Here is a 26,460-nt window from a genome sequence, read left to right on the forward strand (position 1 = left end):
CACTAACCACCGCCATGCTTAAAGACATGACGAAGGGGCCGTTGTACGATAACAGCCCCTAAGATACATATTAGCGTTTCAATCTTTTCATAACCGGCTTATTGTGATGCTTGCTCCAATTAAAAAATTCATTATTACGGATATTGCCATTGATCGCGGTAAATGGAACGTTATTCTTCCAGGCAACGTAATTAAAGCTGATTTGGTCTCTTTTACTATAACTTATGATTTGTCTCCACCATGTGGTCATTGCCCCCGTAACGATAGGATCATTATGGCGTCTTAGGATCACGCCGGACTCAATTAGTCCGTTATCCCTCGGATATCCCGCATTCTTATACAAGGCTACTTGTTTTAATATGACCTCTTTCTTATCCTTTTTCAAGGCAATACAAGCATCCGCTTCTTTATAGATACAATTCCGATGTGAATGTTTGTAGAACACCAGCGGTGAAGTGGCGCTATATTTTTCAATAAACCGATCGATATCTCCGACAATTCGGATATTCCCGTCAACCCAAACACTGTATTTGTAGGTCGGGAATAATAAGTGTGGCATAACTTTTACCCATCTAGCTTGACGGGCCGTATCAGCGAATATTTTATCTAACTTAATCATTTTCCAGGTCCCGGACTTTAATTTCGGATTATCCGTGAAACAATAGTAATCACAATGCTTGCTCATTTGTAAAGGATCCTGTAGCTTATCGTAATTACCGGTTATCGCTGTGTATATTACGTTTTTTCGTTGATTACTTGTGATGATTTGTCGTCTGCAAGCTAATAGCCATTTTAATTTTTCCCTTGTTTCTTTGAGCAATCGATGATCGACCATTTTTTGTATCGATTGCTTAATCCTTTCCACGCCATGTTTGCGAATGAGGGCAGCTTTCCCATTCTGTGCTAATCGCTTCCTTCTATCCTTTCCAAAGCTTGCCGACTTTTGATGATAAATATAACAATGAGTGGCAACCTTTAATTTAAAGTTGGCAGCGCGGGCACGAAGACAATAATCATCTTCTTCCCCGTAACCTATCGGAAAGTTCTTTTCATCGAAATACCCGATTTTGTCTATAACTTCCTTCTTGATCATTAAACAGAAGCCGTTCAAAAACATGACTCTCGGAAAATTCTTATCGGAGGATTGATAGACAAGCTCGGCCATTTGTTCGATTGTCAAGTTGGGCTCCAATCCATTACGGTTCCAGTCCCGATGGGGAATGGATTGCCAGCTGGCTGCATTAGACAGCGGACCGACGATACCGATCCTGCGATCGGATTCCATGGTTTCCGTCAGCCTTTCCAACCACTGACCGGTTACGATCGTATCGCTGTTGAGGAGGACGCAGTATCGCGATGTTGACTGTTTTAATCCTTGATTCGCAGAAGCAGTATAGCCTTGCGGTTTATCGTGTCGAATTAATGTATAGTGAAATTGTCGTGTGTACTGTTCCAGATATCGCTTTGTGGTTTGATCGCTTCCATCATCTATGATAATGACATTAATTTTTTGTGTCGTATTATTTTGAATGGAGTTCAAACATTGTTTTACCGCATTCAAACCGTTATGCACACAAATGACAACATCAATCAATCCCTTCCCTCCCTTCCCCGTTATCTTTGATCGACACAACCGGGGATAAACTTTTCTCCAATCGCTTATGTCCGCCGAGCAATACGATGTTTCCTTTAATCGACCGAGTCACATTTTTCGTGTCATACAGCAAAGCGGCATGCTCAGCAATAAACTGGTAATCGATCGTACTATGATCGGTAGTAATAACGACCAGGTCGGCGGAGGCAATCAGATCCGGCAAAAGTTCTATGGAGGATATCCTGTGGCCATTGTCTATAAACCATGGAATGAGCGGGTCATAATAGGTTACAGCGGCCCCCTTCTGCTGTAGAAGCCTGAACACTTCGAGTGCAGGCGATTCCCGCATATCATTGACATCCTTTTTATAAGCCATTCCAATGCATATAATATTTGAGTTTTTTAGCGGCTTTTCATGGTCATTGAGTATGTCGGTAATCTGCGATATGACATAGCGGGGCATATTGCTGTTGATATCGCTGGTCAATTCAATAAATTTGTTATAGAAGCCGAACTTTTTAGCTCTCCATGACAGATAGGTCGGATCGATCGGGATGCAGTGGCCGCCGATCCCCGGCCCTGGGAAAAAGGGGATGTAACCAAACGGCTTGGTCGAAGCAGCGTCGATCACTTCCCAGATGTTAATCCCCATTCGATCACACATGAGCGTCAGCTCGTTCACAAGCGCAATGTTAACACTTCGAAACGTGTTCTCGAGCAACTTTACCATTTCGGCCGCGGCCGTTGAGCTTACTGGAATCACGTTATCCAAAAAAGAACGATAAAATTGAAGGCCGAGATGGGTACATTTCTCTGTGATTCCACCTAAGATTTTAGGTGTGTTTTTTACATTGAATTTACGGTTTCCAGGGTCCACTCTTTCCGGAGAATAACATACAAAAACATCCTTACCCGCTTCCCATTGCGTATTGGCTTCAATCACATTCTTAATTAATTCTTCGGTCGTTCCGGGATAGGTGGTGCTTTCCAAAATAATGAGCGTATCTCTCGAAGCATACCGGATGATGGAATCAACCGCTGACAGAATCATGGAAACGTCAGGATCTCTGTTGATGTTAAGCGGAGTGGGCAAGCAAATAACGATGATATCTGCTTCAGCCAGCACTGAAAACTCATGAACGGCATACAGGCGCTGATGGATCAAAGAATCGATATCTTCATCCTTTATATCCGTAACATACGATTTTCCGCGTTGTAACTGTTCCGTTTTATTCTTATCAATGTCAATTCCGTACACCCTGTAATTGGCTCTTGCCGCCTCCACTGCCACAGATAGTCCGACGTAACCAAGACCGATCACGGCCACCGTTGCCGTCTTGGTTTTTATTTTATGCAAGATTTCGCTCATCCTGGTTGTCCATCCTTTCTTGAAGAGTAAGTCATTGTTCAAAAAACACCCATGATGAAATTACCGGGCCATCATAAATTTCCTTCTCCTGATAAAATATGAAATACGCCTGAGAGAAGCAACGGCGAATCCACCAGACATATTACCCATGTCATTCTTTTCGTTTGATATATACAGAAAAGACAGCGAGTTGTTTCGCTGTCGTCAGTAAACAAGTCATATTTTCTTTCATTCCGTAATGTTAATTATTCTTCCGGATTCTCCCTCAGCAGACGCTCCGCCAATATTGCAGGCTTCTCTAATCTTTGTTGAATCATAGGCCAGTTCTCCTTCGTAGCCGTATGAATAACCATGTCATAGGATACGCCTCTAATGGTAAGGCCATTACGTTCAATTCCGGTCCGGGGCAAACCGCAGTTATCATGAAAAGAAACGACACTCGCATTATCAATAACCGTGTTGGAGAACACACTGGACAAACCCAGAATATCAAACGCAACGTGAAAAATAAGCCATACGCTGGCAGGAGCGGCAGGGATCGAATCGGAAATAATCCATCTTCCCCAATTCCCGGCTTGACCATCAATATCATAGATCGCTATGGTTCCGATAGGTACGCCCGAGAGAAGCTCAATGCAGAAGTAATAGTCGCCTTCTCTGTGAAAATATTGTTTCAACCATGATTCATGAGTAGAATAACGAGAGTCGATTTCTCCAATATACTTGGATAAATCAGGGGATCTTCTTAGTTTGAAAATAAAATCAGCGTCGTCCATCGTAATGGGTCTTAATCGAATCCCGAAGCGTTCAACTTTGATGTTGTGCTTCACGACTTCACCTCAATGATCTTGGCGATGTCATCCAAGCTTTGAATTCCCGCTACTTCCCTAATGGAGAAGCGAACATCAAATTGTTCTTCAAGACGAAGAATGAGTTCCATATGTTTTAAAGAATCCCAATTCGCCAGCTCTTCCCGCTTTGGATTATCATGAGGCGGTAATGCAGTGTTTAATACCTCGGATAAGATCGACCCGATTTGTTTGCGTAATTCTGTAGTCATCGATTTACCTCCACTCTAGCAGGATGACTTCCGCAAGCTGCTTTTACACGTGCATAGAGATCTTTAAGCGCCAGTTGTTCAGGCGAGCCTGTAACAAAACGCTTTATCCAGTCCAAGGCAGGAGCATTTCGCGGCCCCTGAGCCATTTCGATATTGATACGCTGCACCCCTCGATCCATTAATTTCTCCAAGATCCAGGCAAAGGCTACCGTTTCAATCTCACGGCCAAGCGCCCTGCAGCTAAAAAGCGTTTCGATTAAATGCGCTTGCTCACCATCCAACCGGCATATAAAAGCGCCGATAATTCCACTGTCTGACAGTATATCGGAGAGGCGAATCGTAATCGTAGCATATTTCGAGGCATTCATAACGTCATTCGCCTCCACTTCTGTCATCCGCCTTAATGCCAGGTTAAACTGATTCGTTTTATGACTTAATTCATGCAGCCGCGTGACATGGGAAGCTTCATTCTCATAGATGGTTACAACCATGTTCAAGCTGTCTAAATAGGAACGATAGTCCGATGCTGATTGTCTAATCTTCTCCCTTGTCTGATTGGCCTGAATATCGGTTGTTCTGGATACGGCCATGTTATCCTGGTGAAGTTGATATAATCCGGGAAAATGACATAATCCAAACATCGTTTCTTCACCGTTTTGCTTTGCTCGTAAAAGACGAACCTCTGGCAGTACAGCGGCCATCTTCACCAACTCTGCCGGATTGTCATCCACAAATACGAAAGCAGACGGGTCAATATTCAGTATTCGCGCCAAGCGATTCAGATTTTCTGCTTTTGTCTGCCAATTCGCGCAGACAGCGGCAAAATCGTTCCATCTCAGCGGGAAATCGCTCCGGGTATCAAACAGAGCCTTAACATCTTCTTCTTCATTACGGCTGCATAACGTGAGCAGCACTCCCGATTGTTTAAGTTTGAGCAGCAGCCTTTGCAACCGATGATGACCTTCCGTTAAAGTTACCCCTTCAGCCCCTTCCTCTCCCAATACCCCGTGATAAAGCGTATCATCAAGATCAAGAGCAATCGCTTTAAGTCTCGGAACACAGGAAGCGGGTAAGAGATGTACACCAAGGTGACGGGAGATAATTATCGTTGCCTGATTGGAAAATGGATAGCTGCTGATTTCCTCGTTCCGATAATCATAGAAGGACTCGGTACCTTCATGGGCCAATTCGGCTAAATCGATCAGAACACATCCTGTGTTGTTCTCAACGGACTCCAACAAATACGAATTTAACTTCCGGAACCATCCACGGTCACTGGCACGGAAGCTGAGCACCCTATCGGCATCTTCCAAGGACTCCGGCCAGTTATTTATCCAGATCGGTTTATCCGTTACCATACGCAGTTTAACGATCCGTTCATTCAGCCAATGTGCAGCTTCCTGTGCGCTCATTGAGCTGGCGTAGATCCGCCAATCTAACCAGATGATATATACATCCGCCTGAGTTTCCCCTCCAATACCGGACAGAGCGCTATCATAATCAGAGTAATCAAAACAGACATCAGCCTCCCATAATCCGCAAAACGGAGGCATCAAATTGGCAACAAACTCAAAGGGCATCGTTCTGTCGACTCGTATTCGGAAGGTTCGATTGCATGGGAGCTTAGGGCTTCCTGCAATCCGAGCCCTGGAGGGAAGGGAGCACAACAGAGAATCCGCTAAATCTAGATAGGTTAACACATGATTCATTCCTATACCTCCCTCCTGTTGTTAGAGCATTGACCTGCCCATTCTTCCAATGATTCTGATACTCCTAGATCCTATCCCGCTAAAGTCATTGGCATTAATATAACCCGAGCTCCTTGCCCCACACATTGATTCTATCTAAATAATGATCCAATAAATAAACCGACTTCAGATCTTCCACTCCCCAAATAAGCTGCTGGAGCAAGCTGCGTTCCAAAACGCGCTGCAAATAAGCCATTTTGTATAACGTAACCGGGTCCGTATCGAACCGGATTCCATATTTGAGCATTTCTGCGGCATACAAAGGCGCACAGCGCTCAATCACGGCATTTTCGTCACCTCTCCAGTCCTTTCGGTATGCAAAAAACACACCTATTAAATTAAACATATCGAACCAGCATGGTGAGAAACGTGCTCCTTCCCAATCGATAAATTTAATATTCCAGGTCTCTTCAGCTACATTGTGGCAGCCGATATTCGGAGTTTGAAGATCATTGTGAATGATACTTTTACCGGCCTGAAGAAGTTCGGGGAAATAAATAGGTCCCTTTTGTAACATGGTACGGACATTAGCGTAGCTAGACTCCAGTCTCTGCTTTAATTCAGGACGTTCCATTGCTTTATCCAGATATTCCATCGTTTTTTGATGGTTCTTCCGGCGTTCTTGCGTTGTGGTTTCGGAGTCGTAAAGCGGAAGCCATTCCTCGAATGTTTCCCAATGATTATAAAAATTGTCGTTATAGGTTAGTGCATGAAGCTTCGCCAACGAAGGGATAATCCGGTCGAAATAATCGGGTGTAAAGATAACCTGACCCTTTACTTGAGGGACGAACTCCATGAATACCCACACATCCTCACCATTCATACCTTCCACGATCAAATATATGGTAGGTATCAAATCCGGTAGAATACTGGTTGCTTTCCGGTACATATTTAACTCGATTAATTTCTGTTCGTTCACAGGTGCTTTGAATATCTTTAAAATCATCGGATAATTTTGTCCGTTTGCCGTAATTTCGAGTTTCCAGATTGCACTCTTGAATGTTTCTTTCAAACATTCCATATTTCTGTCGTTTAAAACAACTGAAGATCCGAAATGGCTTGCCATCTGGTCAGCACATCGAAGTTCTCGCCATTTCAGACTGATATCATTAAGAGGTGGGTTTACCAATAAGGCTTGTGCATCCTCAAGCCCTTTATTATATCCATCTTCTTTTCCCTTTCTAAATCCATCCGTACGACCTTGCTCGAATCCTTCCGAACTACCCATTTTTGTCATATCCGCGTTCCTCCACTCCGTATTCCTTTTATATCCTATGTGGAGGACCTCCGACATGACATTAAAAAAATGCGATTTAACATTCCACACACATGATTTAACATTCCTCGAATAATTGGATAACGATTAGCCAACAATTTCTGCTGCGATTGTGAGATAGATTCATCAAAAACAACGCAAAACAACCCGCTGAACACGCGGGTTATCCGAGTAGTACTCAACTTAATATCCATTGAATCGAATAAGTACTAATAAAGTTCCAATTTTTTTCCTAAAACTTTGATTTTTTCTAAATACACCGGCAGTAGCTTCGCCTCTTTTTTACCGGTAACAGCCCAATTCAGCTGCAGATACAGCCCCTTCTCAAGTATTCGTTTTAGGAATGCCATCTGATACAGTTTGAATGGATCGGTTTTAAAGATAACTCCATGCCTTCTCATCTCATTCGAATATAACTGAACACAACGGCGGGTTATAACCTCCTCCTGATCTTCCCACTCTCGGCGGTATGCCAAGAAAACCCCGATCAAATTGACGAGATCAAACCAGCACGGAGCATATTTTGCGCCTTCCCAATCAATAAACTTGATTTTCCACGATTTCTCCTTAACATTGTAGGCCGCTATGTTTGCAGTGTGAAGATCTCCGTGGATAATGCTGCAGCCTTCATCAACTACCTCCGGGAAATAATCTGGCCCTCTCTGCAGCAGTTCCTTCACGAGTGAGTAATATGGATTTATCATTTCTTTTAAATTGTTGTTTTTCATCGCTTCATCTAAATAATACAAGGTTAACTTATTTATGCTTTTTCTTTCTTCTCTCATAACATTAGAGCTAAATTGAGGCAGCCAATCACCGAATAATTGCTCATGTTGTTTAAAGCGTTCATTCATCGTAGAGGAGTGAAGCTTCGCTAACGTGGGAATGATTTTGTCAAAGTGATCCGGATTATACTGCACCCGTCCTCTAAGAGGTTCGATGTATTCCATGAATACCCACAAATCGCGTCCGTTTACATTTCTTTTGGTTTTATAAACTAGTGGCATGAACGGCTGAAGTACTTTTCTTCCTTTACGGTATATATTTTTCTCAACCGTGCTTTCCGGCCGGTCTTTTTCGAGCGGTTTCGAAATTTTAAGAATGATGGGAATGCGCTTTTGTTCATGTTTGATTTCAAGTTTCCATATGCTGCTTTTGTATGAGTCTTTTAAACATTCCATTGTTTGATGATCTAATCTCACTTCGGTGCCAAAGAACTTGAATGACTTGGAAAAATCCATCTTACGCCATGTTTTTCGAATGAATCGCTTGTCTATTCTGCTGGTTGGACTCATTAGTCCTCACTCCATTTTTCGCTTTTAAACCATTGTATGTCGAACATAGAGATGCGCATCCATTCATTTGCCTAACAAACGGAGGTGTGCTGTGCTCGTTCTCCAATTGGCCACGGTAGATTCTTCAATAATTTTGATACTATATAAGATGGAGCGTTCTTCAGCTCAAGTTACATAGAATGCCACCAGAGTCGTTATGGAGAGGCATCCGCCTGTCTGCCATCCTCATAACCTTTCGCAAATCCAGCTTTAAAGTCTTCCATGTAGGAATGATCATACCCATGGTCATGGACTTGAGATAAAGGCCGGGATCTGCCGACCCCAGGCCTGGAGCTGTAACGGCCACCGGCTCGATGGCGCTTGCCTTTCTTGCCATGACGGCGTTTACTGCCTGATGACTTCAGGCTACGCAGCCCCTTTGCGAATGATTTCTTCCGTGCCATTTCTGAAGTCTTTCGATGATTCCTAACGGATAATGCCATGTTCATGCCGAATCCTCCTGCAAGGTTCAGTTCGTAGCTTCTAACCCGGCCTCGTTGTAAGATAGCTGGCACTCGGATGTTATCCAGGGCGATGCCGGACTGCCTAATTTGTACCGATTTAACGGAATGCCTGTCAACATTTCAGCCATCACGGATTGATAGCCGACAAGCAGCCGAATATTCTCCGCGAGAGTGCGCGCGGTTGTTTCAGAATGTGCCGTAACCTCTGCGATACTTTCCAAAATACTTGCCAGCGCTTGCTGACTTCTAGCAATGGATGATACCATAGCAATCTTGGCTTCATGTTCCCGCTGTATGCGCGCGATCATGAGTCCGTGTCTCCGAAATCGAATGCATCAAATCCCATGGCGTCATCTTGTTCAGCTTCCGTTCCGAGGATAATTCGCAGATTCCGGCACAGACCGGAGCCTATTTTCGTCAAGCCCTCGATTTGCTCAACAATTTGCTCGTGAATGGATAACGAATCCTTCAACTCTCCCTTAGAACGAGGATATTGAGTCAGGACCCATTGACAAACCTTTTCGGCTTCTACCGCTTTCCCTTGAAGAATGAGATAGGTATTATATTGAATAGTAACGGATGCTTCGAGAATCCGCATGAACGATTCCTCTTTACTCACATACATTCCCCCTTAACCAACGAAGTCGGATCCCATTATTCTTCACCTTGCTCGGTCGCTTTAAGCTCTTTCATTACGATTTCCAAACTGTCTGCCGATGTTTGTTGTAGGTCGGCCATGGCGTTCAAATAAGCAGTAATGCTGCTATTGACTTGTTCCACCTGGGATCCTGACGATCGGCTTCCTAATAACTGTCCCCCTAACGATGGTTCTTCGGAGGTTTGGATTTCATGATTGGGTAATGAATGTATAATTTGAGCCATGCGGACTGCTGCATGACGCTGAGCTTCTAGAATGCGCGCTAACTGCCGCTGGGAGTGCGAAAGGTGTTCGACCATATCATCAATTTTTTTCTCCACGACATAACTCTCCTTCGCTCATCATATTTTTCAACATATGCTTCGACAAGCTTTCTGGTGCCATGAATAATACCGTCTTTCGAATCAGGTGAATAGATCCTTAGCCTGCAGCATCGTTCTATATTGCTGTGGAACACGTCCTAACCATTCGCTTATGCTTTCCTGTAATGATGGACTCCCTTCATCTAGTCCTCCAACATCCGATAACAGCTCCGGGCGGAACAGAGCACAGCACGCATTTAACCGATTATGAGTATCCACTTCATCCCTAGGCAGTATGGGGGTTCCTGACTGTGCAAAACTCACACAAACCGTTTTGATAGCGGGGGCATGTTCCAACTCATCCGTCAGACCGCCAATCCAGTTATCCATAACAGGTGTACAGCCATATAGAATAACTAACTTCTTCCCGTGTGCAGCACGAAGTGCCTTATTAAGAACAACCCCTATGCCTTGATCACTTCTCCCGACAATGTGTCGTACCGCTCCGATACGGCCGCGTACATATTGCCTTGTTCCTTCCGAGGATCCGGCATCAGCGATGAGCAGCTCATATGGATGCGGCGTTAAGACTTCGATTCTTCTGATCTTGCCAATGGCATCTTCATTTGGATCATGAATGGGGATAATGATGCTGATGCCGTCAAATGAGCAATCTCCGTTATTTTGTCCGTGTTGAACGCCATAAGAATAGCCAACGATAAATCCATCCTTCCGTCCTTCAACCGGATCAGCTTGGGGAAGAGTCGCCGATAAAGATGTCCGTAAGCGAGCGCCTCGTCTCCTCATCGTAAAAAGTCCTTCATATAAATTCCGCCTCCCGTTTATCATCACTGCGTGAGGACCGAATAATCTTTTGGCAATTCATTTCTATTGTATGTTGACTTTCTCGCTCCGTGACGGCATCCGCAGGGACCATTCTATCCGCGGATGATTGGCACTTGAATCTCCGGGATGGCATCTTCAGCATGTTTACGATTTTGATCCTCCCTGCTTACTAAAAAGGATGGGTGGAATCTCGCTTCCCCCATCCTTCTACTCCCTTATGTTTCCATCCGGCCTATTGAAATCCAGTACAACCAGCCTTCTGAGATCAATGTACCTGCTGATCGTGTAATTCCGATGGCCACCTCCTCATGCTGCCGTTTTCGAATGCCAGCTTGAAACACTGGATCACTGCACGATGCCACCACTACGTAATGTTCATCTTGATAAGAGGTCTGAAGTGGTACTGTAATTTCGATCGCTTCATGTTCATCGGGAAAGGTAAAGGGGATATATCCAAACTGCTGAAGTAAAGGTGTGTCAGGTATCCCTTGGACCGGATTAAATGAAAGATGACTCGGTTGAACCGACTCAAGTGCTAGTTTGGAAGAAATGATGGATTCGGATGACAAATGAATACTGTGTATGGCATAATCCTCAATCGCCTCACTTCTTACACTACGATGCTGCAGATGGGAAGCACTGATTACATCATCAGTCAAGGCGTGATCCATCACATCCTTCTCTAAATCTGACCAGTTGGCGGAAGTTCCTCTGATGGTCATCTTCTTATAATAGCCATCGTACCGCCGAAAGGGCCTTCCCCTTCTTATCCTGGTGATCCTTCTGGCTTTGTTCACTGTCGGCTCTCTCCTCTGCTTCTAATCGTTACATTCATCCTATTCAAGAGATAGGGCTACTGCCACTGTCGGTTAGATGGTTTGCATCAGGTTAGCCCATCGTTCTGCTGTATGATCCCACCTGAAACGTTGACGTACCGTTTCACGACCGGCCATTCCGATTTGTGTACGCAGATTCTCATCTTGAAGCAATCCGTTAATCCGTTCAGCGAGTCCACCAGGAAAATCATCTCTTTGAACAAGATAACCCGTCACACCGTTCTCCACGATCTCCGGGATACCACCTGCGTTCGCAGCGATGACAGGAACCCCAGCTGCCATTGCTTCAACATTCACGAGTCCAAAGGCCTCCCTCGGCGCTGAGGGGACAGCCACAATATCAGCAAGCGAGTACCAGTCTGCAATCGCTGGATAAGGGACAAAGGGTCGAAAGTATACCCAATGCAAATAAGGTCCGGCAGCTTTTTTCAGTTCCCGGACATAGGCGGTTTCACGATCGGATCCGTAAGCCGCACTTCCGATAATAAGCAATAGAACATCTGGATGCTTGTCAATAATATGTGGCAGTACGTCAATCAGATGGTGAACCCCTTTGTCAGGGATAAGCCGTCCCGCAAACAGGATGATACGACGTCCACTCCATCCGTAATGAGCAAGCTTTGCCTCTTTTAGTGCCTTGGCAGCAGGGCTGAATGCCGGAGTAAAATGATCAAGACTAACACCAAGATGATTAATCGTGATCTTCTCCAAAAGCCAAGCATGTCTTGAAGTAATATCCTCCAGCAGAAAACGGCTGTTTACTACAATGCCGTCCATCCAGCGGGCAATGTTCCCAAAGCGCTGCTCGCTCATATATGGAGGCATAATAAATGTATTGGAATGAAGATTAAGTACGATTTTCACATCCGGCAGATGCATTTTGAGGCGCTGGGCCAGCAGCGGCCGATTGTGAACTTCAATAATATCCGGTCTCCACTTCTGAAGTCTCCGCAGCAAGGAAGGATAATAATTCGTACCAGATGGCAGGCGGTAGCACGGAACGCCGTTAATCGTGTCTTTTGAAGGGAGCCCTTTTCCCAGCACTCCGAATATGCGCACATCCATGGTACCCTGTGCCAATGGAATGGTCTGCTCCACTACCCGCTCGACGGAGCTGCTCCTCCCCGATGGAATAACAAACGATCCCGGCGTCACAACCGCCACCTTCCGCAAACCCATAACTCCACATCCTTCTCACATCTTATCTATATGAAAAACACCTGCTGATATATCAAAGGTATCAATCCCCTTGTACCAGTAGCGTTTCGTTGCCTTATTCAAAAAAAAAAAAACGCATACCTGTCATTTGTATGGTCTGATACCTTAACATATACCGGATCAGGGTCTATTGGTGACTATTATCCAGTAAAGAATAGGCCAACCACGGGCGACACCCGTCCACCCGGGACAATCTTTCTTATGCATACGATGTGGTACAAAGACTACATGATCTGTGGTAACAAGGAGGATGACCATGCATCTGGAATATGTCGGCATTCTACTCAACAACAATACGTATCGCAGAATTTCCAGCGGGGAAACCGGCACTGAATCACTGACCAATTATGAAGAAGCTGCTGCCGTGAACGGGTTGATTCCTTGTTTTTTTACCATTCATCATATTTCACTAGAGACTGGAAAGGTGACTGGTTATATTCCGGCTCCAGTTGGATATTCACGAGTGCATATCCCCCTCCCACGTGTTGTTCATATGCGAGCTATTTATCATAAAAAACAGGAGCTGGCGCTGATTGATCAACTAATCAATCGCGGGATATTTATTTATAACGGGCGTACACGCTACGGTAAAAACGTCATACATCATATGCTGGAGCAGGACCAGGGGATATCACCATCCCTGCCTCATACGGTTAAAGCTACCCCCGCCTCGATTCACTCCATGCTTAGTCAGCACGGGGATCTCGTTTTAAAGCCATGCAATGGAAGCATCGGGGTTGGTATTATGCGTTTGAAAGGTAACTCCCTACGCAGTCAATTCACTTACTCCCGCTCATTACCATCGGCCAAGGGGTGGAGAACGGTTACTCTGCCGCCCGGAAAGCTCCATCCCCTGATCTATCAGCGGATCAGGAAAGCTCCATTCCTTGTACAGCAGCGCATTCCGCTTGCCGAATATGATGACCGCCCCTTTGATATCAGAGTTACCGTTCAGCGCGGGGGAAGCGGGCGCTGGGAGGTCGCCGGCATGTTTGCAAAAACATCGGCCCCACGAACGTTCGTCTCCAACATTGCTCAAGGCGGCTCAGCTTATCGGGTACCGGACATATTATCCCGCTGTTTGCCTTGTGTGCCTGTCGGGCCAACTATAGAAAGAATCGCTGAGTTTTCCCTCCACATCGCCAAAACGCTATCCTTGTTTATTCCGTTTGCCGCTGATTTTGGAATGGATATTGGCATTACCGAGGATGGAAAGCTCTATTTCATTGAATGCAATGGCTGCGATCAACGTTATGGTTTTTTGGAGGCTGGGATGGCAGATGCATGGAAATGCTCATACCACAATCCAATGGCCTTTGCCCGTTATCTGTATGATAACGGTGTCTGGCCGCATTATTGAATTGCAAAAACCAGCTTCTCCCTAAAGATCAGGGAGAAGCTGGTTTTTCACGATTTTAATGAGGCACCTGGGATTTAAAATCTCCTTTACTGGATTTATCGGCATGATAAAATACGACGTCCCCGTCCATAAGAGAAAACCGCTTACCATACGGATCGTTATACGTGCGGCTGTACCCTTCAAGCTGCCATTGATTCATGAGCGGACCATGAATGTATTGCAGATGGGGTTTGGCCGTATTGCCCTCCCGGATCGTCTCGATGTTGAAATTGACCACGATATACCCTTTTTTGAGAAAAATCGAGGATTTCTCGTCCAGTCGGTTCGTCCGTCCATAAGCGGCCAGGTCGGTCCCTTTCTTCACCACATACACATCGGCAGGAAGACTGTATTCACCATACCAGCGCTGTACAGCCGCGTTGGCCCGCTCCGTATCAACGGAGGCAGGCAATCCTGACTTCGGGCCGATCAGTGTGCGTATTTCGAATGGCAGCAGCATCCAGTCGAGCCGCCCTACCCAGGTCTTGCCCTTGCTGATCTTCTCCAAGTACTGCTTCATGTAGGCTGCCGCGGACATCCCCGCCGGGGCTCCGCCGCGGTTGTACAAATACGATGCGGTATCCTGCAGCTCGCCTTGCGGAACATTGCGCAGCCTGTCATTCAGAATGACATAACGCTTCTCCGTGTCCTGCGGGGAACCGATCCGAATGAACTTCCGGTTTCCGCTGTGGTAATACAGATCAACGGGCTGCCGTCCGCTGCCGCCCTGATTAACGAAATAAAAACTCGGGGTAATTGAAATGCCGTCTTGTACACCAAACATATTGCCCTTTGTCTTCAAATCGAATTTGAAATGGTAGCCTGTCTTTACGGCCGCATTCTTATATCCCTGTGCCGGATGCTTGCCCGGTGCGATGGGAAGTGTGTACGGCAATAAGTTCCCGCGTGCACCGCCGTCAATATCGCGAAGTCCTGTCCAATAGGACGTGCCGGTTGATGCCGCATTCCCTTTTTGTTTGCGGAAGACCGTCTCCCAGTTATAATCGGCAATATCCGTGATATGGAAATCATATACGCGCCCGATCACTTCAACTGGTTCAATATCCGTAGCCACATGGTGAGCCAAATCCAGGTTCGCGCTGGGCTGTGTCGTAAAGTCGGAAGGAGCGTTCTCCGCAATCGTACGGAAGTATACCTGATAATCACCCTCATCCACCCATACCGGCAGGAAAAACTCCGTGTCCAGCTGAGCCGTCGGGATTGTGATCCAGGTGTCTTTGGGATAAAAGGTGCTCCTGTCGCTGCTGTAGACATCGAACGGAAAATAGACCTGCTTCGATCTTACATATTTCGCATAGTCTCGGTCTCCGTATCCCTGGATATTCCGATGCTGACCCGAGGTAGGAATACGTACCGTAAACGGCCGATCCAAGATGAATGCAGACCGGTTTGGGTTCGGGGTCGTCTTTTGGTTGTGGGCCTGATCATCCGTCACCGAGGAATAATTGACTACCGGCGTATGGACGGTGACGGTGTTAATGGCATTGACCGGAAATGATTGATTAGACCCGCCATTAATGTTGCCGGGTATGAGATCATATTCAATCGTCCCTGTGCTCGTCGTATTCGCTTTATTCAATAACGTATTGCTAATGAGATAGTTTCTGCCGTATAGGACGTCTCTTTGAATCGTCGCAGCCGGAGGAATGATCCCTGGTGTGGGTGCCGTCCCTTGCGCCCAGCTGTCACTCATTACGGTAGATCCGTTAAACAGGACTCTATCGTTTTTCACTTGGTTTTGACCTACAGCCGACTCCGCTACGGATGTAAAATCCGTTGTCGGTACTGCTGGCCTGCTCGAACCGCCTGAAACGGTTTCCGTCCCTAAATCCACTTCTTCGCATGATGCAGGCTCCACATGATCGTCAACATTCGCGCTATGATCGGATGTAATGACAGGAGGGGTGTAACCGGTTGGAGTAAGGCTCACTGAACCACCCGGTAATGCATAATTGCTAACGGTTGTTTTGGCTAACTTATAGACCTCCAGGTTATCGATTTGCCAGTAGGAATACGGCCTCGTTATCGTAACTTGTTCTTCTACCTGAACCTCTTCTTCCATGGGTTCATCAGGCGTGCCGGGATCATCCGGACCCGAGCTTGGTTCTCCCGGTATCGTCCAGGTGAGAATGTACGTCTTTTTGACGGGAACGGTGTAGGTGATGTCCCCCAACATGTTCGCCCATTGGTTCTTGTACAGATAATTGAGTCCGAAAACATTGACGTATAAGGATTCCGAAGTCGGTATCCCGTCCAGAACATCAAACTTTTCAGCGTCTCGATTGTCCGCCTTAATTACGCCCGTTGCCACAGGGTCCATAACCGTATGCGATGAAACAGTTCCCTTTCTCGCAGAACCGATTTGGATTCCGCATGTGTTGGGTGGGCCACCTGGTCCTCCCGGATTTCCTCCACCGGTATTCCCGCAAGACGAGCCTGTCCCAACCTGAATCGAGGTATCGTCGGTTTCATCCAGTGCCTGGGCAGTATCTTTAAAATGAGCCGTAATCGTCGCTTGCCCTGTCGTTGCTACAGCTGTCACTACACCTGAAGCATTGATAGTCATAACACTGCTATCCGAGCTCCGCCAGGTCAACTTGTCGTGTCTTTGCAGATTGTATGTACTTCCGTCTACCTTCGTTAATTTCGCTGTGAGCTGAATGGTACCGGACGGTGGCACGCACGTCGCGCCTGTGATTTCTAAGCCTGATGTTCCATCTGCAAAGGTGGCTCGAAGGAGTTTGTCTTTGTAGACGTAAGTGTAAGTTGTAAAATCCGCATAAAACTTATTGAAATAAAATACCTGTTTGGCACCAGGATTTGCCCAATAATGATTATATTTATCATTATTAAATGTTTGACTAAAATTGATGGTTATTAGATTTAAATCCGTAACATTTGCAAGTGCCCCTGACCTTGGCAATGTACTTGCATCAGCATACCCTGTATCCGTAGGAACACCACCGCTAACAATTAATGAGTTCCTATCAACCCTAACGTTCGTGGCCTCAACTTCTTCTTTTGAAATCCCACCATCTTTAATCCATAGATTATAGAAGGGGGAGTTTGCGTCAATAACATAAAACGCTTTAGTTCGAGGGATCTTTGCCTCAAGTGCATCATCTGTGCAGTTTGGATATTTCGGAAGTGCATTGCCCTGAACACTTTCAGTTGCAGCTGAGTCATCACAACCTCTACTGTCTCTCTTACTTACAGTACCTCCAGAGGCTCTCCAATGTTTCCCGTACCAATTACCTGCATCAAAAATGGACCAGCGATCCCAATAATAGACCCCACCATAATTCGTATTTTCTTCCGATCGGACCCTTGTTTTAGTACCACTTAAAGTATCAGTTTCATCATCCCATTTATTCTCGCCTGGTGTAAAACCTGCAAATGAACGAATGGTTGCACCTGTACTCTTATCAATCCACTCTAATTTTTTTATTATTTTTCCTTTCGGGACTTTGACAGAGATCGGCTTTGTGGTTAACTGCTTTTTATCCGAAAACAAAAAACCGCCATACTCATAATCATCAGGATCTTTCACCATTTCGTAAGTGATATCCTTTGTTATTTCCCCTGCAGCATCAATTATATTTGGATAAAAAAGAATAATGTTAATTAACAAAATAAATGACATCAATAACGAAAGAGTTCGTGACATCAAAAGTCCTCCTACCTAATCAATATTGATCTGGAAAGGACTTGACTTATGATTGGTGCCCCTGCTGAAATAGACTCTATGGAAACTCTGATAGATCCATCTGTACTAAATTTCTCTTTTGGAATTACTAGCCCGTATATCTTTTTGCTCGAATCACTTGATTCAATAACTGAAGGCACTATGAGACTATTTCCAGTCGGCACACCATTGTAACCATGAATGTGAAGATTTACACGATCCGTTATAGGATATCCTTTTGGATTTTTGTTAATTACTATACGAGCATTAACAATGATAACGTAACATTTGAGATCATCGGAAAATTTTGCCCACCCCCCACTATTTGTTCTATATGAAAGTTTATTTTTTGTCGGAAGTAATTTCCTATTTGGATCTCTTGGGTCATTCCAATCAATTGCTAGAAGATCCTCAACTTGAATAGTGGTACCATCTTTTCCCTCGAACTTCAAATTCGAGACTTTCCAAGATTTAATCCCAGTATTATTTTTGTTATCCGGCCCATTAAAAATCTCTGGTGCCACCGAGAAAATATTTGTCTTATGCCAATACACTTCAGCCGCAGCTACGGCATATTTATCAATGGGGAGCGTCTTGCCGCTCTTTACCTGAAGCAAACGCTCTATAACCGCAATGGCCTGAGCTCTTGTCGTAGTGCCAGTAGGCGATATTACACCCGGCGCGGTCCCCGATATGATGCCATCCTTGGATGCAAGATACATCCACTGCTTGTCCTCCACATTCTTATATCCCAGCGCTTTTACCGCTAGCTTAGCCATCTCTTCACGCGTCATTCGTTCCGTCAAGTTACTGTTTCCGAAATCGCCGGCCTTATAAATTCCTGCCGATTCTGCGGCAGCCACGTAAGGAGCATACCAGGAACCTGAACTTAAGGAAGCCACCTCAATATCCAAAGCTGAAACCGCCATTTTCATAAATTCCGCTCGAGTTACCTGTTTGTTAGGCAGGAATCTTTTATCCGGATAACCATCGACATAACCTCGTTGTATGGCATCTTGAATAGCCGTCTGGGCCCAGTGGCCTTGAATATCCGTAAAATGGCTCGTCTTCGTCTCACGAGACTCCGCCATTTTGTCTGCGTTGCTCTCTTGCGCTGCCTCCACCGTGTTCAGATAGAAGCTTCCGACAAACAGGGACAATGCCGTAAATACACTGATCGAGATCTTCTTCATGAATATCCTCCTATACAAGTTGTGGAATAAAACCTATGCCATTGCTCCATATCTCCTTCCTACGCCCTTGCTTAGGGACATCTACCGCCGTCTCTCATAATTGCACATCAATTACATTTTTGGATGGATGAGAGAAATTATAGTTATATTATCATATAATCATCTATTTTGGTATAATATTCCTATCCTGATTCTAATTCACTACTACATTCGCATCTCCACATGACCGTGGTTAATTCCTCATAAACTGATAAAAACCTCGACGATAGTCACATGAACATGTGTCCTTTCGTTCGAGGTTTAATTGTTACATGTAGTGGAACCGTTATAAACCGGTGGAGGATTCATCCCGGTCCCCGGCCTGAATTTCAGCTTTTTCCGCGCTTTGCTTATATACAGCAGCCAATACCTTCTCATAAGCGCTTTCAAATTCATCGGGCAGCATCGGCTTGATTTGTTCCAATATGGTCAACAGTTTAAATAGCGCCTGTACCTCCTCTTCCGTTAAACCAAGCGGGTACATTGCAAAATGCCCGATAAATGTGTAGCCTCGGCCTCGGCCTTGGTGTGTGATGGGAATATGCATGGCGCTGAGGGCATCCATATCCCGATAAATGGTTCTTTCGCTGGTTCCACAACGTTCGGCAAGCTCGCGAGCCAGTATACCTGGTCTTGCTTGTACAAGGGTAATGATTCTCATTAGTCGGATCAGTCGGTCTGTCATATGGCATTCTCCCTATCTTTCTAGTAAATTAGACATATTTTGTTTGACTGCTAAATAGTACATTCGACCCTGAAATCATTTTTCCTTTTTTATATACAGATTCTTCATTCCTAGTTAATTTTTAAGTCTAAAGTCCCTCTTCCTATTCGCATTTTCAGAAGATAATTGCCGATATGTATCCAGATACAAACCAATTAGTTGATAAAGGGTCTCTGCCTCCTTCAAATAATCCGCGTCTCGAAATCGGATTGCGTATAAAAGCATCTCATCTGCCTGTCTACGAATCATTTCTTCCCCTTGAGCCAGCTTTCCCCGTTCCAGCTTTCCTATAGCCTGCTCCAGAATGGAAGCATTCTGGTATAATTTCAGCACCTTCTCCACACGATAATCTGCCCTTCGGTATTTCAATGCCGTATGGTTGCTGAATTGAAGTGGTATCGTTCGGGACGGCTGCAAAACCACCTTCCGCTTCTGTACATCCATATATGTCCATAGAGCGGTAATAATGGGATACACCCCCGATTGCCTAGCTCCGACACTTAGCTCAAGAACCAACTGTTTGGATCTCCCTTCCGACAAAGAGCCTAAAGACAACGAAATGTTACGATCATTCAATATCTCACCTTGGCATCCATACATACGCTCCACTTGAACGCGTTCCCCTAATTGTAGGTGTAGCTGGACATCTTCAGCCATGCACTGATTAAAGCCATGGAACTGCGTTTTTTGCTTTAACACACCAGCCCTCCACTCGATCAGCAGAAAGACCTGACTAGTGCCCCCAGCAAATACATGGCTGTGGCTCCATGTAAAATCCGAAAACAAGCCAGACTGCAATACATCCACCTCTTTCCTCTTCTTCTAATAATGTACCAATACAGATGGACATCTTACTGTCATGGAACATATGTTCCTATTATGAATTCGACAAAAAAAGACCACAGCCCTCGCAGCTGCGGTCTTTTAGATATGCAGATTTTTGTCAGATGTCGGCTAAGGAAGCCTTTTACTACCTTGAAATTGACTTATTCCTACAATATTTTAGAGGTTGTGTTTTCATATAAAAGTCTATTAACCTATTTCTGCTGCCGAAACGGGCTTAGTATTCCCCATATGTCTTGGTATGCCTTGAATGGGAGCGTACGTTACTTTATCAATTAATAATCCGTTGCCCACGGGTTTTCCATTCACTGTAATCATAATTTTCTTCACGTTGTTATCTTTCATCATGATCAAAATCTCCTTTTATCTACTGTTCATTTATGATAATTTGCAGGGGATGGCTTGATAGGCGCTTACTTACATACATTACCCTTTACATGAGCAAGTTAAACAACTTGGCCTGCTAATAGATTCACTTCCACCGCAAATGTGGGTAATATATATTAATAGAAACCTGTCGGAATCTAATTCGTATTTACTATAAATAATCGAATGGTGGTGATCCCTCTTGCATAAGCCGACAAAATCCAAGCTAATTCAACTTTCTCTCATATTGCTGGTGGCAGGGATGGCGCTGCCGGCCGGTGGACGGACCGCCAGCGCCAATTACTTTAACAATATGTATGATGATATCCAGCAGTTCTCCGGACTGCCCGATGAAATAAACCAGCTCAAGAACAACTATAACCAAGCCCTGCAGGAACTTGATAAAGCCATGATCGCTTCCGAACGGCTGCAGCAGCAAAATCTAACCCTGGCGGAACAGAACTCCAATCTTGCGGAGCAGAACCAGCAATTAACCCAAATGGTAAGCCAGCTTCAAGAGGCTGAAGCCGCACGAAATCGCGGGGCGGAACGTTTAAAGACCGTGGCGATCACCGCCGTGGTATTGGCTGCCGGTTATTTTGTGATCATTCGTGCCCTGCGATTCGGCATGCGCCGAACGAACCGATCTAAATAGGACAAGCTCTGATCCAGATCCCCACCATTCAACCCAGGCAAAAGGAGGCGCGGCCATGATTATTCGAATGGAAGATGCAGCCGGCAGCGGAGCAGGACAAGCGGTCACGTTCTCCCTGACTGAGGACGACACGGCCCACGTCCTTCATCCTGAGCAAATCGTTGCCTATCGGGGTCCCTCCTCCGGTCGCAGCGACCGTCTCATGAACGTAAAAGGCATATACCGCAAGAAAAAACTGATTCGTGCCGATATTACAGGGCCTAGTCAATTTACGGCTGCGCTCCCCCCAGGCTTCAATATGCATGAAATTCAGTTGGAAGGCGAACAGGACATGCTCTATGATTTTCGGCATGTTTTCTTTTATACTAAACATGTTACGATGCAGACACGAATCCTTAAGATCAAAAACATGCTGGTCACGCGAGACGCCATTAAGATGAAGTTTTCGGGAAATGGCAGTATCGGGATTTTGACCCAGGGTCCGGTATGCAAAGTCAAGCTGCATCCTACCGAGCCATTGTATGTGGACGCCGGGAGCATCATCGCCTATCCCGAAGCGGCCAAGCTGGACCTGACCGTATATGGCAATCATCTCGCCAGCCAGCATATGAACTATCACTGGAAGCTGACCGGTGACGGTTATGTGTTGTTTCAAGCAGGCCGCCAGAATCAGCGGCTCGTTGACGAATTAAATGACGAGGGCATCATCAAGCGTTTTCTGCGGGAAGCAATTCCCTTTGGCGGAGTGTTTATCAAATAATCGGGCCGTGTTATAATGGAGGGCGTAATCAGACTGTATGCTGGATATAACACCCACTGCGGTCACAAGGACAAACAGAAGACAATCCATACGCCTATCGCGGTGTGTGGGAGAGGTTCGTGAACTCCCTCTATAAAAAACTATCGTGTCTTATTCGGTGTTACACCCTAAGAATAAGGCTTGTTTTTTTACGGATTCAGTTCAATGAACTTCTCTTTCTTCTAGAGGTTCAGCCCTTTCGGCTGTTCTTAAATTATGAAGGATGAGAGGTTTTTTTATGCTTAAAAATGAAAAAGCGGTCGTTGTTTTCAGCGGTGGTCAAGACAGTACCACCTGCCTGTTCTGGGCGAAGGAACGCTTCGCCGAAGTCGAAACCGTCACCTTCGATTATGGCCAACGCCATAAGCTTGAAATAGAATGCGCGGCACAAATCGCCAAGGAACAAGGCGTGAAGCAAACAGTGCTTGATATGAGCCTGCTTAATCAACTGGCGCCGAATGCGTTAACGCGCAGCGATATCGAAATTGCCGAAGGCGACGGTTTGCCTACTACGTTTGTGGAGGGACGGAACCTGCTGTTCCTCAGCTTTGCTGCTGTACTGGCCAAGGGCATCGGCGCAAAACATCTGATCACGGGCGTATGCGAAACGGATTTCAGCGGTTATCCCGATTGCCGGGACAGCTTCATCAAATCTCTCAACGTTACGCTGAATCTGGCCATGGATTACCCGTTTGTCATTCACACACCGCTCATGTGGCTCGACAAGTCGGAAACCTGGGAGCTCGCCGACCAGATGAATGCACTCGAATACGTTCGCGACCATACGTTAACCTGCTACAACGGCATCAAGGGAGACGGCTGCGGGGAATGTCCTGCATGCAAGCTGAGAAAAGCGGGGCTCGACAACTATATGCAGCGACGTAACCGTGTAGCCGAAGGGGGGCGCCTGGTATGAGCCGCGAGCCCGGGGCTTTCCGCATTGTAGAGCAACTGCAGAAGCTTGGCGAAGACATCGATGCCGGAAGCCTGCGTTACCACCAGAAACGGGTACTTGTCTCCAAAGAGTTTACCTTTGATGCTGCCCATCATCTGCATTGCTATGAGGGAAAATGCAAGAACCTCCACGGCCACACGTACAAAGTGGTCTTTGGTATCAGCGGTATTCCCAATGAAATCGGCATTACCGTGGATTTTGGCGACATTAAAGATTGCTGGAAAACGGAAATCGAACCTTATCTGGATCACCGTTACTTAAACGAAACCCTGCCACCAATGAACACAACAGCGGAAAACATGGTGGTCTGGCTGTTTGAAAAGATGGAGGAAGCCCTCCGCAGCAAAGAGTCGCACGAGCGACAAGGCACACGAACCGAATTCGTTCGCCTGTTCGAGACGCCGACCAGCTACGCTGAGGTCAGACGGGAGTGGATGATCGATGAATAATGTGCATGTAAAGCATGAGAACGATTCAAGTGCCTCCTCCCCTGTCATCGCGGTGGACCGTCCGATTCCCGTGATGGAGATTTTTGGTCCTACCGTTCAAGGTGAAGGCATGGTCGTTGGCCGCAAGACGATGTTCGTTCGTACGGCGGGCTGCGACTATCGCTGCTCCTGGTGCGACTCTGCATTTACGTGGGACGGGTCCGCCAAGGACACCATTTCGCGCATGAGTGCAGATGAGATTTGGCAAGAACTGTACCGGCTGGGCGGAGAACGCTTCGATCATGTCACCCTGTCCGGCGGCAATCCCGCTCTTCTCTCCCAGCTCGGCACGCTGGTGGATGAGCTGCACCGACACGGAATTACCGTTGCCGTGGAGACCCAAGGTTCACGCTGGCAGGATTGGCTGAATGATATCGATGAAGTCACCATCTCCCCCAAGCCACCAAGCTCAGGTATGGATACGGACTGGGGCAAGCTCGATGATATCGTCTCTCGGCTGTCCGCTCGGGCACCCGGTAGATCCTTCAGCCTCAAGATTGTCGTGTTTGACGATAAGGACTTGAGCTATGCGGAAACAGTCCATGAACGATACCCGAATGTGCCGTTTTACTTGCAGACCGGTAATCCCGATGTAGGTACGGGTGATACCACTTCGCTGGTCTCCCATCTGCTGGATCGGTACGAGTTGCTTGTCGATGCCGTCATGCGATCCGATCGGTTGAACGATGTGCGTGTCTTGCCGCAATTGCACACGCTGGTCTGGGGCAATAAACGCGGAGTGTGACGGTTGTCCTAAAAATACGCTACACCTGATTGAGCATTTATTAATATATTTATAAAGGAGCTACACTATATGGCTGGAAGACAAAAAGAAGAAATGGAAGACGTCACCCTGCTTGGCAACCAAGGCACGAAATACACGTTTGAATATGATCCCGGCATTCTGGAGAGCTTTGACAACAAGCATCCCTACCGGGATTACTTCGTCAAATTCAACTGTCCCGAATTTACAAGCTTGTGTCCGATTACAGGCCAGCCGGACTTTGCGACCATCTACATCAGCTATATTCCGGATATTAAGATGGTGGAGAGCAAATCCTTGAAGCTGTACCTGTTCAGCTTCCGTAATCATGGGGATTTTCATGAGGACTGCGTCAATATCATCATGAATGACCTCATCAAACTGATGGATCCGAGATATATCGAGGTATGGGGCAAATTTACCCCGCGGGGCGGCATTTCCATCGATCCGTACTGCAATTACGGTCGTCCGGGAACCAAATACGAGGAGATCGCCGCGAACCGTCTGATGAACCATGACCTGTATCCGGAAAAGGTGGACAACCGCTAGGAAGCTGAAGCCTTTTTCCTGAATACGTCAATCCCATTTTCCATAATGATGATAAAAAGGGTTGCCCGCATGGCGGATAACCCTTTTTATCATTTCAACAAGAGGAATAAACGATTACATAGGATATTCCATATTCCTAAGTCGGTAATTTAGGCGCCGCTTCTTGTACAGCATTTTCCCCGCTGCAGCCACATCGCTGATCGTCCCCTTGTTGCTGATTGAACCGAATACAATCCCAGCAATCGGAATCAGCTGAAACAACTTCTTCATCCCGAAGTTATCGGTATACGACTGAACGACTTCACGCCAGCCCTGCAGCTGTGAGAATACCTGCTCCGTCACTTGTTCATCATCAAAACTGGCGAGCTCCTCAAGCACCGCTTTTTTCCCCACGATATCGGCGGATGCAAACTGCAAGCACTTCACAATAAACACCCGCTCCCGGGGATCGTTTGGATCATACCCGTAACAAAGCGCCATCTCCTGCAGCACCTTAAGCGATTGACCGAGCACCATCGGCAGATCGGCCGCAATCGTAAATATGCCCCCGATTCCCGTTGCTGCTCCTTGCGCTGCGGCGAATTTGACGCGTTTTACGGTTAGCGTATCCGCTGCGCTATCCATGACTTGGAGCGGTAGCTTCGCGGCAAATGCCAAGGTAAGCCCGGAAGCAGCCTCCTCCTCTCCGTTCTCATCTTCCATGTATTCCTCCTGAGCGGACTTGACGGAAGGGCCGGAAACCGGGTTTGGACCGTCCAATCCCGCTGTTTGCGCCAGAACCTTCATAACCGACTTCTCGCGAACCAGATGTTTCCCGCCGCTCTGAATAAATCCGCCTACCTCATTCAAGGCACTTCCGATTTTCTCTTGTACAGCCTTGGGCGTGAGGCGATCCAGCAGCATAAAAGGAATTCTTCCGAGCTTTTCCCAGAACATGACGTCCTTCTGCTCTTTCTCCCATTTCAAAATCTCTTGAAGCTGCGACTCCAGCTGTTGTCGTGATTCCATCTCGGTCATCCTCATTACTCCTATCCGCAATTAAAAAATAACTATAAACTGTATACGCAGGGCATGGAAGAAAGACGCAATAAATTTCAAATTTAATCTTATAACATCACTCATAAGGTTAATCATGACCACCCGTCCAACGGGTGGTTTGCTCTTGGGGTATAACCCCTTGTTGCCAAACTGCGCCTAAAGACGCTAGCCTGACCACAAATCCGTTCAGGCTCAGTGTTTTTGTCACTTTCACTTACCAGTTAAACTGGTTTATTTC

At 46.1% G+C, this 26,460-nt stretch carries 27 protein-coding genes; 7 read left to right on the forward strand and 20 right to left on the reverse strand.

Going from position 1 to position 26,460, the window contains the following annotated elements; all coding sequences use genetic code 11:
• Positions 1 to 70: 70 nt before the first annotated feature.
• The 14 genes from AB4124_RS29095 to AB4124_RS29160 form a co-directional block, all read right to left on the reverse strand.
• Positions 71 to 1,594 carry a glycosyltransferase gene (locus tag AB4124_RS29095; RefSeq protein ID WP_441974997.1) on the reverse strand — a complete coding sequence of 508 codons (1,524 nt, stop codon included), beginning with the start codon at positions 1,592 to 1,594 and terminating at the stop codon, positions 71 to 73.
• Positions 1,587 to 2,963 carry a nucleotide sugar dehydrogenase gene (locus AB4124_RS29100; protein ID WP_441974998.1) on the reverse strand — a complete coding sequence of 459 codons (1,377 nt, stop codon included), beginning with the start codon at positions 2,961 to 2,963 and terminating at the stop codon, positions 1,587 to 1,589. Before AB4124_RS29100 ends, AB4124_RS29095 begins: the two co-directional genes overlap by 8 nt.
• Before the next feature lie 245 nt (positions 2,964 to 3,208).
• Positions 3,209 to 3,793, reverse strand: a complete 585-nt coding sequence (locus AB4124_RS29105; RefSeq protein WP_441974999.1) for a GNAT family N-acetyltransferase — start codon at positions 3,791 to 3,793, stop codon at positions 3,209 to 3,211.
• Positions 3,790 to 4,023 carry an acyl carrier protein gene (locus tag AB4124_RS29110; RefSeq protein ID WP_076323051.1) on the reverse strand — a complete coding sequence of 78 codons (234 nt, stop codon included), beginning with the start codon at positions 4,021 to 4,023 and terminating at the stop codon, positions 3,790 to 3,792. Before AB4124_RS29110 ends, AB4124_RS29105 begins: the two co-directional genes overlap by 4 nt.
• Positions 4,020 to 5,732, reverse strand: a complete 1,713-nt coding sequence (locus AB4124_RS29115; protein ID WP_441975000.1) for an HAD-IIIC family phosphatase — start codon at positions 5,730 to 5,732, stop codon at positions 4,020 to 4,022. The genes AB4124_RS29110 and AB4124_RS29115 overlap by 4 nt, the downstream gene beginning before the upstream one ends.
• A 94-nt stretch (positions 5,733 to 5,826) precedes the next feature.
• On the reverse strand, positions 5,827 to 7,008 hold the full coding sequence (locus AB4124_RS29120; protein ID WP_441975001.1) for a phosphotransferase: 1,182 nt from the start codon (positions 7,006 to 7,008) through the stop codon (positions 5,827 to 5,829).
• A gap of 248 nt (positions 7,009 to 7,256) precedes the next feature.
• Positions 7,257 to 8,342 carry a phosphotransferase gene (locus tag AB4124_RS29125; protein ID WP_441975002.1) on the reverse strand — a complete coding sequence of 362 codons (1,086 nt, stop codon included), beginning with the start codon at positions 8,340 to 8,342 and terminating at the stop codon, positions 7,257 to 7,259.
• Positions 8,343 to 8,536: 194 nt separating this feature from the next.
• Positions 8,537 to 8,830, reverse strand: a complete 294-nt coding sequence (locus AB4124_RS29130; RefSeq protein ID WP_076323047.1) for a hypothetical protein — start codon at positions 8,828 to 8,830, stop codon at positions 8,537 to 8,539.
• Between the two features lie 20 nt (positions 8,831 to 8,850).
• Complete coding sequence (locus AB4124_RS29135) at positions 8,851 to 9,153, reverse strand: hypothetical protein (protein ID WP_326095284.1); 303 nt, start codon at positions 9,151 to 9,153, stop codon at positions 8,851 to 8,853.
• A complete protein-coding gene (locus tag AB4124_RS29140; RefSeq protein ID WP_379411373.1) occupies positions 9,150 to 9,464 on the reverse strand; it encodes a hypothetical protein in 315 nt (104 codons plus the stop codon). The genes AB4124_RS29135 and AB4124_RS29140 overlap by 4 nt, the downstream gene beginning before the upstream one ends.
• A gap of 35 nt (positions 9,465 to 9,499) precedes the next feature.
• Positions 9,500 to 9,823: a nucleoside-diphosphate sugar epimerase gene (locus AB4124_RS29145; RefSeq protein WP_441975003.1), complete on the reverse strand. Its 324-nt coding sequence runs from the start codon at positions 9,821 to 9,823 to the stop codon at positions 9,500 to 9,502.
• A gap of 84 nt (positions 9,824 to 9,907) precedes the next feature.
• Positions 9,908 to 10,612, reverse strand: a complete 705-nt coding sequence (locus AB4124_RS29150) for a glycosyltransferase family 2 protein (protein WP_441975004.1) — start codon at positions 10,610 to 10,612, stop codon at positions 9,908 to 9,910.
• Between the two features lie 254 nt (positions 10,613 to 10,866).
• Positions 10,867 to 11,448, reverse strand: coding sequence for a WIAG-tail domain (locus AB4124_RS29155; protein ID WP_441975005.1), 582 nt, complete (start codon positions 11,446 to 11,448; stop codon positions 10,867 to 10,869).
• 72 nt (positions 11,449 to 11,520) lie between these two features.
• The gene (locus AB4124_RS29160) at positions 11,521 to 12,666 is read right to left on the reverse strand and encodes a glycosyltransferase family 4 protein (protein ID WP_441975006.1); all 1,146 of its coding nucleotides are present in this window, start codon (positions 12,664 to 12,666) and stop codon (positions 11,521 to 11,523) included.
• Between the two features lie 295 nt (positions 12,667 to 12,961).
• Here AB4124_RS29160 and AB4124_RS29165 point away from each other — a divergent pair, with 295 nt between their 5' ends.
• Entirely contained in the window at positions 12,962 to 14,065 is a 1,104-nt protein-coding gene (locus AB4124_RS29165; protein WP_441975007.1) for a YheC/YheD family endospore coat-associated protein, read from the forward strand.
• A 55-nt stretch (positions 14,066 to 14,120) separates the two neighbouring features.
• Here AB4124_RS29165 and AB4124_RS29170 read toward each other — a convergent pair whose 3' ends face one another.
• The 5 genes from AB4124_RS29170 to AB4124_RS29190 all read right to left on the reverse strand — a co-directional run bounded on the left by AB4124_RS29170 (position 14,121) and on the right by AB4124_RS29190 (position 20,957).
• The gene (locus tag AB4124_RS29170) at positions 14,121 to 16,805 is read right to left on the reverse strand and encodes a DUF5704 domain-containing protein (protein ID WP_441975008.1); all 2,685 of its coding nucleotides are present in this window, start codon (positions 16,803 to 16,805) and stop codon (positions 14,121 to 14,123) included.
• A 998-nt stretch (positions 16,806 to 17,803) separates the two neighbouring features.
• Complete coding sequence (locus AB4124_RS29175) at positions 17,804 to 19,003, reverse strand: S-layer homology domain-containing protein (RefSeq protein WP_441975009.1); 1,200 nt, start codon at positions 19,001 to 19,003, stop codon at positions 17,804 to 17,806.
• Between the two features lie 325 nt (positions 19,004 to 19,328).
• Positions 19,329 to 19,727 carry a helix-turn-helix transcriptional regulator gene (locus tag AB4124_RS29180; RefSeq protein ID WP_076323038.1) on the reverse strand — a complete coding sequence of 133 codons (399 nt, stop codon included), beginning with the start codon at positions 19,725 to 19,727 and terminating at the stop codon, positions 19,329 to 19,331.
• A 114-nt stretch (positions 19,728 to 19,841) separates the two neighbouring features.
• Positions 19,842 to 20,465: a hypothetical protein gene (locus AB4124_RS29185; RefSeq protein WP_441975010.1), complete on the reverse strand. Its 624-nt coding sequence runs from the start codon at positions 20,463 to 20,465 to the stop codon at positions 19,842 to 19,844.
• Positions 20,466 to 20,798: 333 nt separating this feature from the next.
• Entirely contained in the window at positions 20,799 to 20,957 is a 159-nt protein-coding gene (locus AB4124_RS29190) for a hypothetical protein (protein WP_339271315.1), read from the reverse strand.
• 220 nt (positions 20,958 to 21,177) lie between these two features.
• Between AB4124_RS29190 and AB4124_RS29195 the strand changes: the two genes are divergently transcribed.
• The 6 genes from AB4124_RS29195 (at position 21,178) to queF (ending at position 25,184) form a co-directional block, all read left to right on the forward strand.
• A complete protein-coding gene (locus tag AB4124_RS29195) occupies positions 21,178 to 21,630 on the forward strand; it encodes a hypothetical protein (protein ID WP_430111417.1) in 453 nt (150 codons plus the stop codon).
• Positions 21,631 to 21,685: 55 nt separating this feature from the next.
• Positions 21,686 to 22,390, forward strand: a complete 705-nt coding sequence (locus tag AB4124_RS29200; protein WP_339271311.1) for an AIM24 family protein — start codon at positions 21,686 to 21,688, stop codon at positions 22,388 to 22,390.
• Between the two features lie 277 nt (positions 22,391 to 22,667).
• Positions 22,668 to 23,345 (forward strand): 7-cyano-7-deazaguanine synthase QueC, encoded by a 678-nt coding sequence (gene queC / locus AB4124_RS29205; RefSeq protein ID WP_339271309.1) that lies wholly within the window; start codon positions 22,668 to 22,670, stop codon positions 23,343 to 23,345.
• A complete protein-coding gene (queD, locus tag AB4124_RS29210; RefSeq protein WP_430111419.1) occupies positions 23,342 to 23,833 on the forward strand; it encodes a 6-carboxytetrahydropterin synthase QueD in 492 nt (163 codons plus the stop codon). Before queC ends, queD begins: the two co-directional genes overlap by 4 nt.
• Positions 23,826 to 24,617: a 7-carboxy-7-deazaguanine synthase QueE gene (queE, locus tag AB4124_RS29215; RefSeq protein WP_430111422.1), complete on the forward strand. Its 792-nt coding sequence runs from the start codon at positions 23,826 to 23,828 to the stop codon at positions 24,615 to 24,617. The genes queD and queE overlap by 8 nt, the downstream gene beginning before the upstream one ends.
• A 69-nt stretch (positions 24,618 to 24,686) precedes the next feature.
• Positions 24,687 to 25,184 carry a preQ(1) synthase gene (gene queF / locus AB4124_RS29220; RefSeq protein WP_009591586.1) on the forward strand — a complete coding sequence of 166 codons (498 nt, stop codon included), beginning with the start codon at positions 24,687 to 24,689 and terminating at the stop codon, positions 25,182 to 25,184.
• Positions 25,185 to 25,298: 114 nt separating this feature from the next.
• On the opposite strand, the gene AB4124_RS29225 is transcribed toward queF, so the two are convergent.
• Positions 25,299 to 26,201 (reverse strand): EcsC family protein, encoded by a 903-nt coding sequence (locus tag AB4124_RS29225; RefSeq protein ID WP_441975011.1) that lies wholly within the window; start codon positions 26,199 to 26,201, stop codon positions 25,299 to 25,301.
• Between the last annotated feature and the right edge of the window lie 259 nt (positions 26,202 to 26,460).

This window comes from Paenibacillus sp. 2KB_20 (genome assembly GCF_052115765.1).
Lineage (GTDB): Bacteria > Bacillota > Bacilli > Paenibacillales > Paenibacillaceae > Paenibacillus_AQ.

Excerpts from the sequence above, each read along its gene's own strand:
- AB4124_RS29100 (WP_441974998.1), bottom strand. The coding sequence starts at position 2,963 with ATGAGCGAAATCTTGCATAAAATAAAAACCAAGACGGCAACGGTGGCC.
- AB4124_RS29110 (WP_076323051.1), bottom strand. The coding sequence starts at position 4,023 with ATGACTACAGAATTACGCAAACAAATCGGGTCGATCTTATCCGAGGTA.
- AB4124_RS29115 (WP_441975000.1), bottom strand. The coding sequence starts at position 5,732 with ATGAATCATGTGTTAACCTATCTAGATTTAGCGGATTCTCTGTTGTGC.
- AB4124_RS29120 (WP_441975001.1), bottom strand. The coding sequence starts at position 7,008 with ATGACAAAAATGGGTAGTTCGGAAGGATTCGAGCAAGGTCGTACGGAT.
- AB4124_RS29125 (WP_441975002.1), bottom strand. The coding sequence starts at position 8,342 with ATGAGTCCAACCAGCAGAATAGACAAGCGATTCATTCGAAAAACATGG.
- AB4124_RS29130 (WP_076323047.1), bottom strand. The coding sequence starts at position 8,830 with ATGAACATGGCATTATCCGTTAGGAATCATCGAAAGACTTCAGAAATG.
- AB4124_RS29135 (WP_326095284.1), bottom strand. The coding sequence starts at position 9,153 with ATGATCGCGCGCATACAGCGGGAACATGAAGCCAAGATTGCTATGGTA.
- AB4124_RS29150 (WP_441975004.1), bottom strand. The coding sequence starts at position 10,612 with ATGAGGAGACGAGGCGCTCGCTTACGGACATCTTTATCGGCGACTCTT.
- AB4124_RS29160 (WP_441975006.1), bottom strand. The coding sequence starts at position 12,666 with ATGGGTTTGCGGAAGGTGGCGGTTGTGACGCCGGGATCGTTTGTTATT.
- AB4124_RS29165 (WP_441975007.1), top strand. The coding sequence starts at position 12,962 with ATGCATCTGGAATATGTCGGCATTCTACTCAACAACAATACGTATCGC.
- AB4124_RS29175 (WP_441975009.1), bottom strand. The coding sequence starts at position 19,003 with ATGAAGAAGATCTCGATCAGTGTATTTACGGCATTGTCCCTGTTTGTC.
- AB4124_RS29180 (WP_076323038.1), bottom strand. The coding sequence starts at position 19,727 with ATGACAGACCGACTGATCCGACTAATGAGAATCATTACCCTTGTACAA.
- AB4124_RS29190 (WP_339271315.1), bottom strand. The coding sequence starts at position 20,957 with ATGATGAAAGATAACAACGTGAAGAAAATTATGATTACAGTGAATGGA.
- AB4124_RS29200 (WP_339271311.1), top strand. The coding sequence starts at position 21,686 with ATGATTATTCGAATGGAAGATGCAGCCGGCAGCGGAGCAGGACAAGCG.
- queC (WP_339271309.1), top strand. The coding sequence starts at position 22,668 with ATGCTTAAAAATGAAAAAGCGGTCGTTGTTTTCAGCGGTGGTCAAGAC.
- queD (WP_430111419.1), top strand. The coding sequence starts at position 23,342 with ATGAGCCGCGAGCCCGGGGCTTTCCGCATTGTAGAGCAACTGCAGAAG.
- queE (WP_430111422.1), top strand. The coding sequence starts at position 23,826 with ATGAATAATGTGCATGTAAAGCATGAGAACGATTCAAGTGCCTCCTCC.
- queF (WP_009591586.1), top strand. The coding sequence starts at position 24,687 with ATGGCTGGAAGACAAAAAGAAGAAATGGAAGACGTCACCCTGCTTGGC.
- AB4124_RS29225 (WP_441975011.1), bottom strand. The coding sequence starts at position 26,201 with ATGACCGAGATGGAATCACGACAACAGCTGGAGTCGCAGCTTCAAGAG.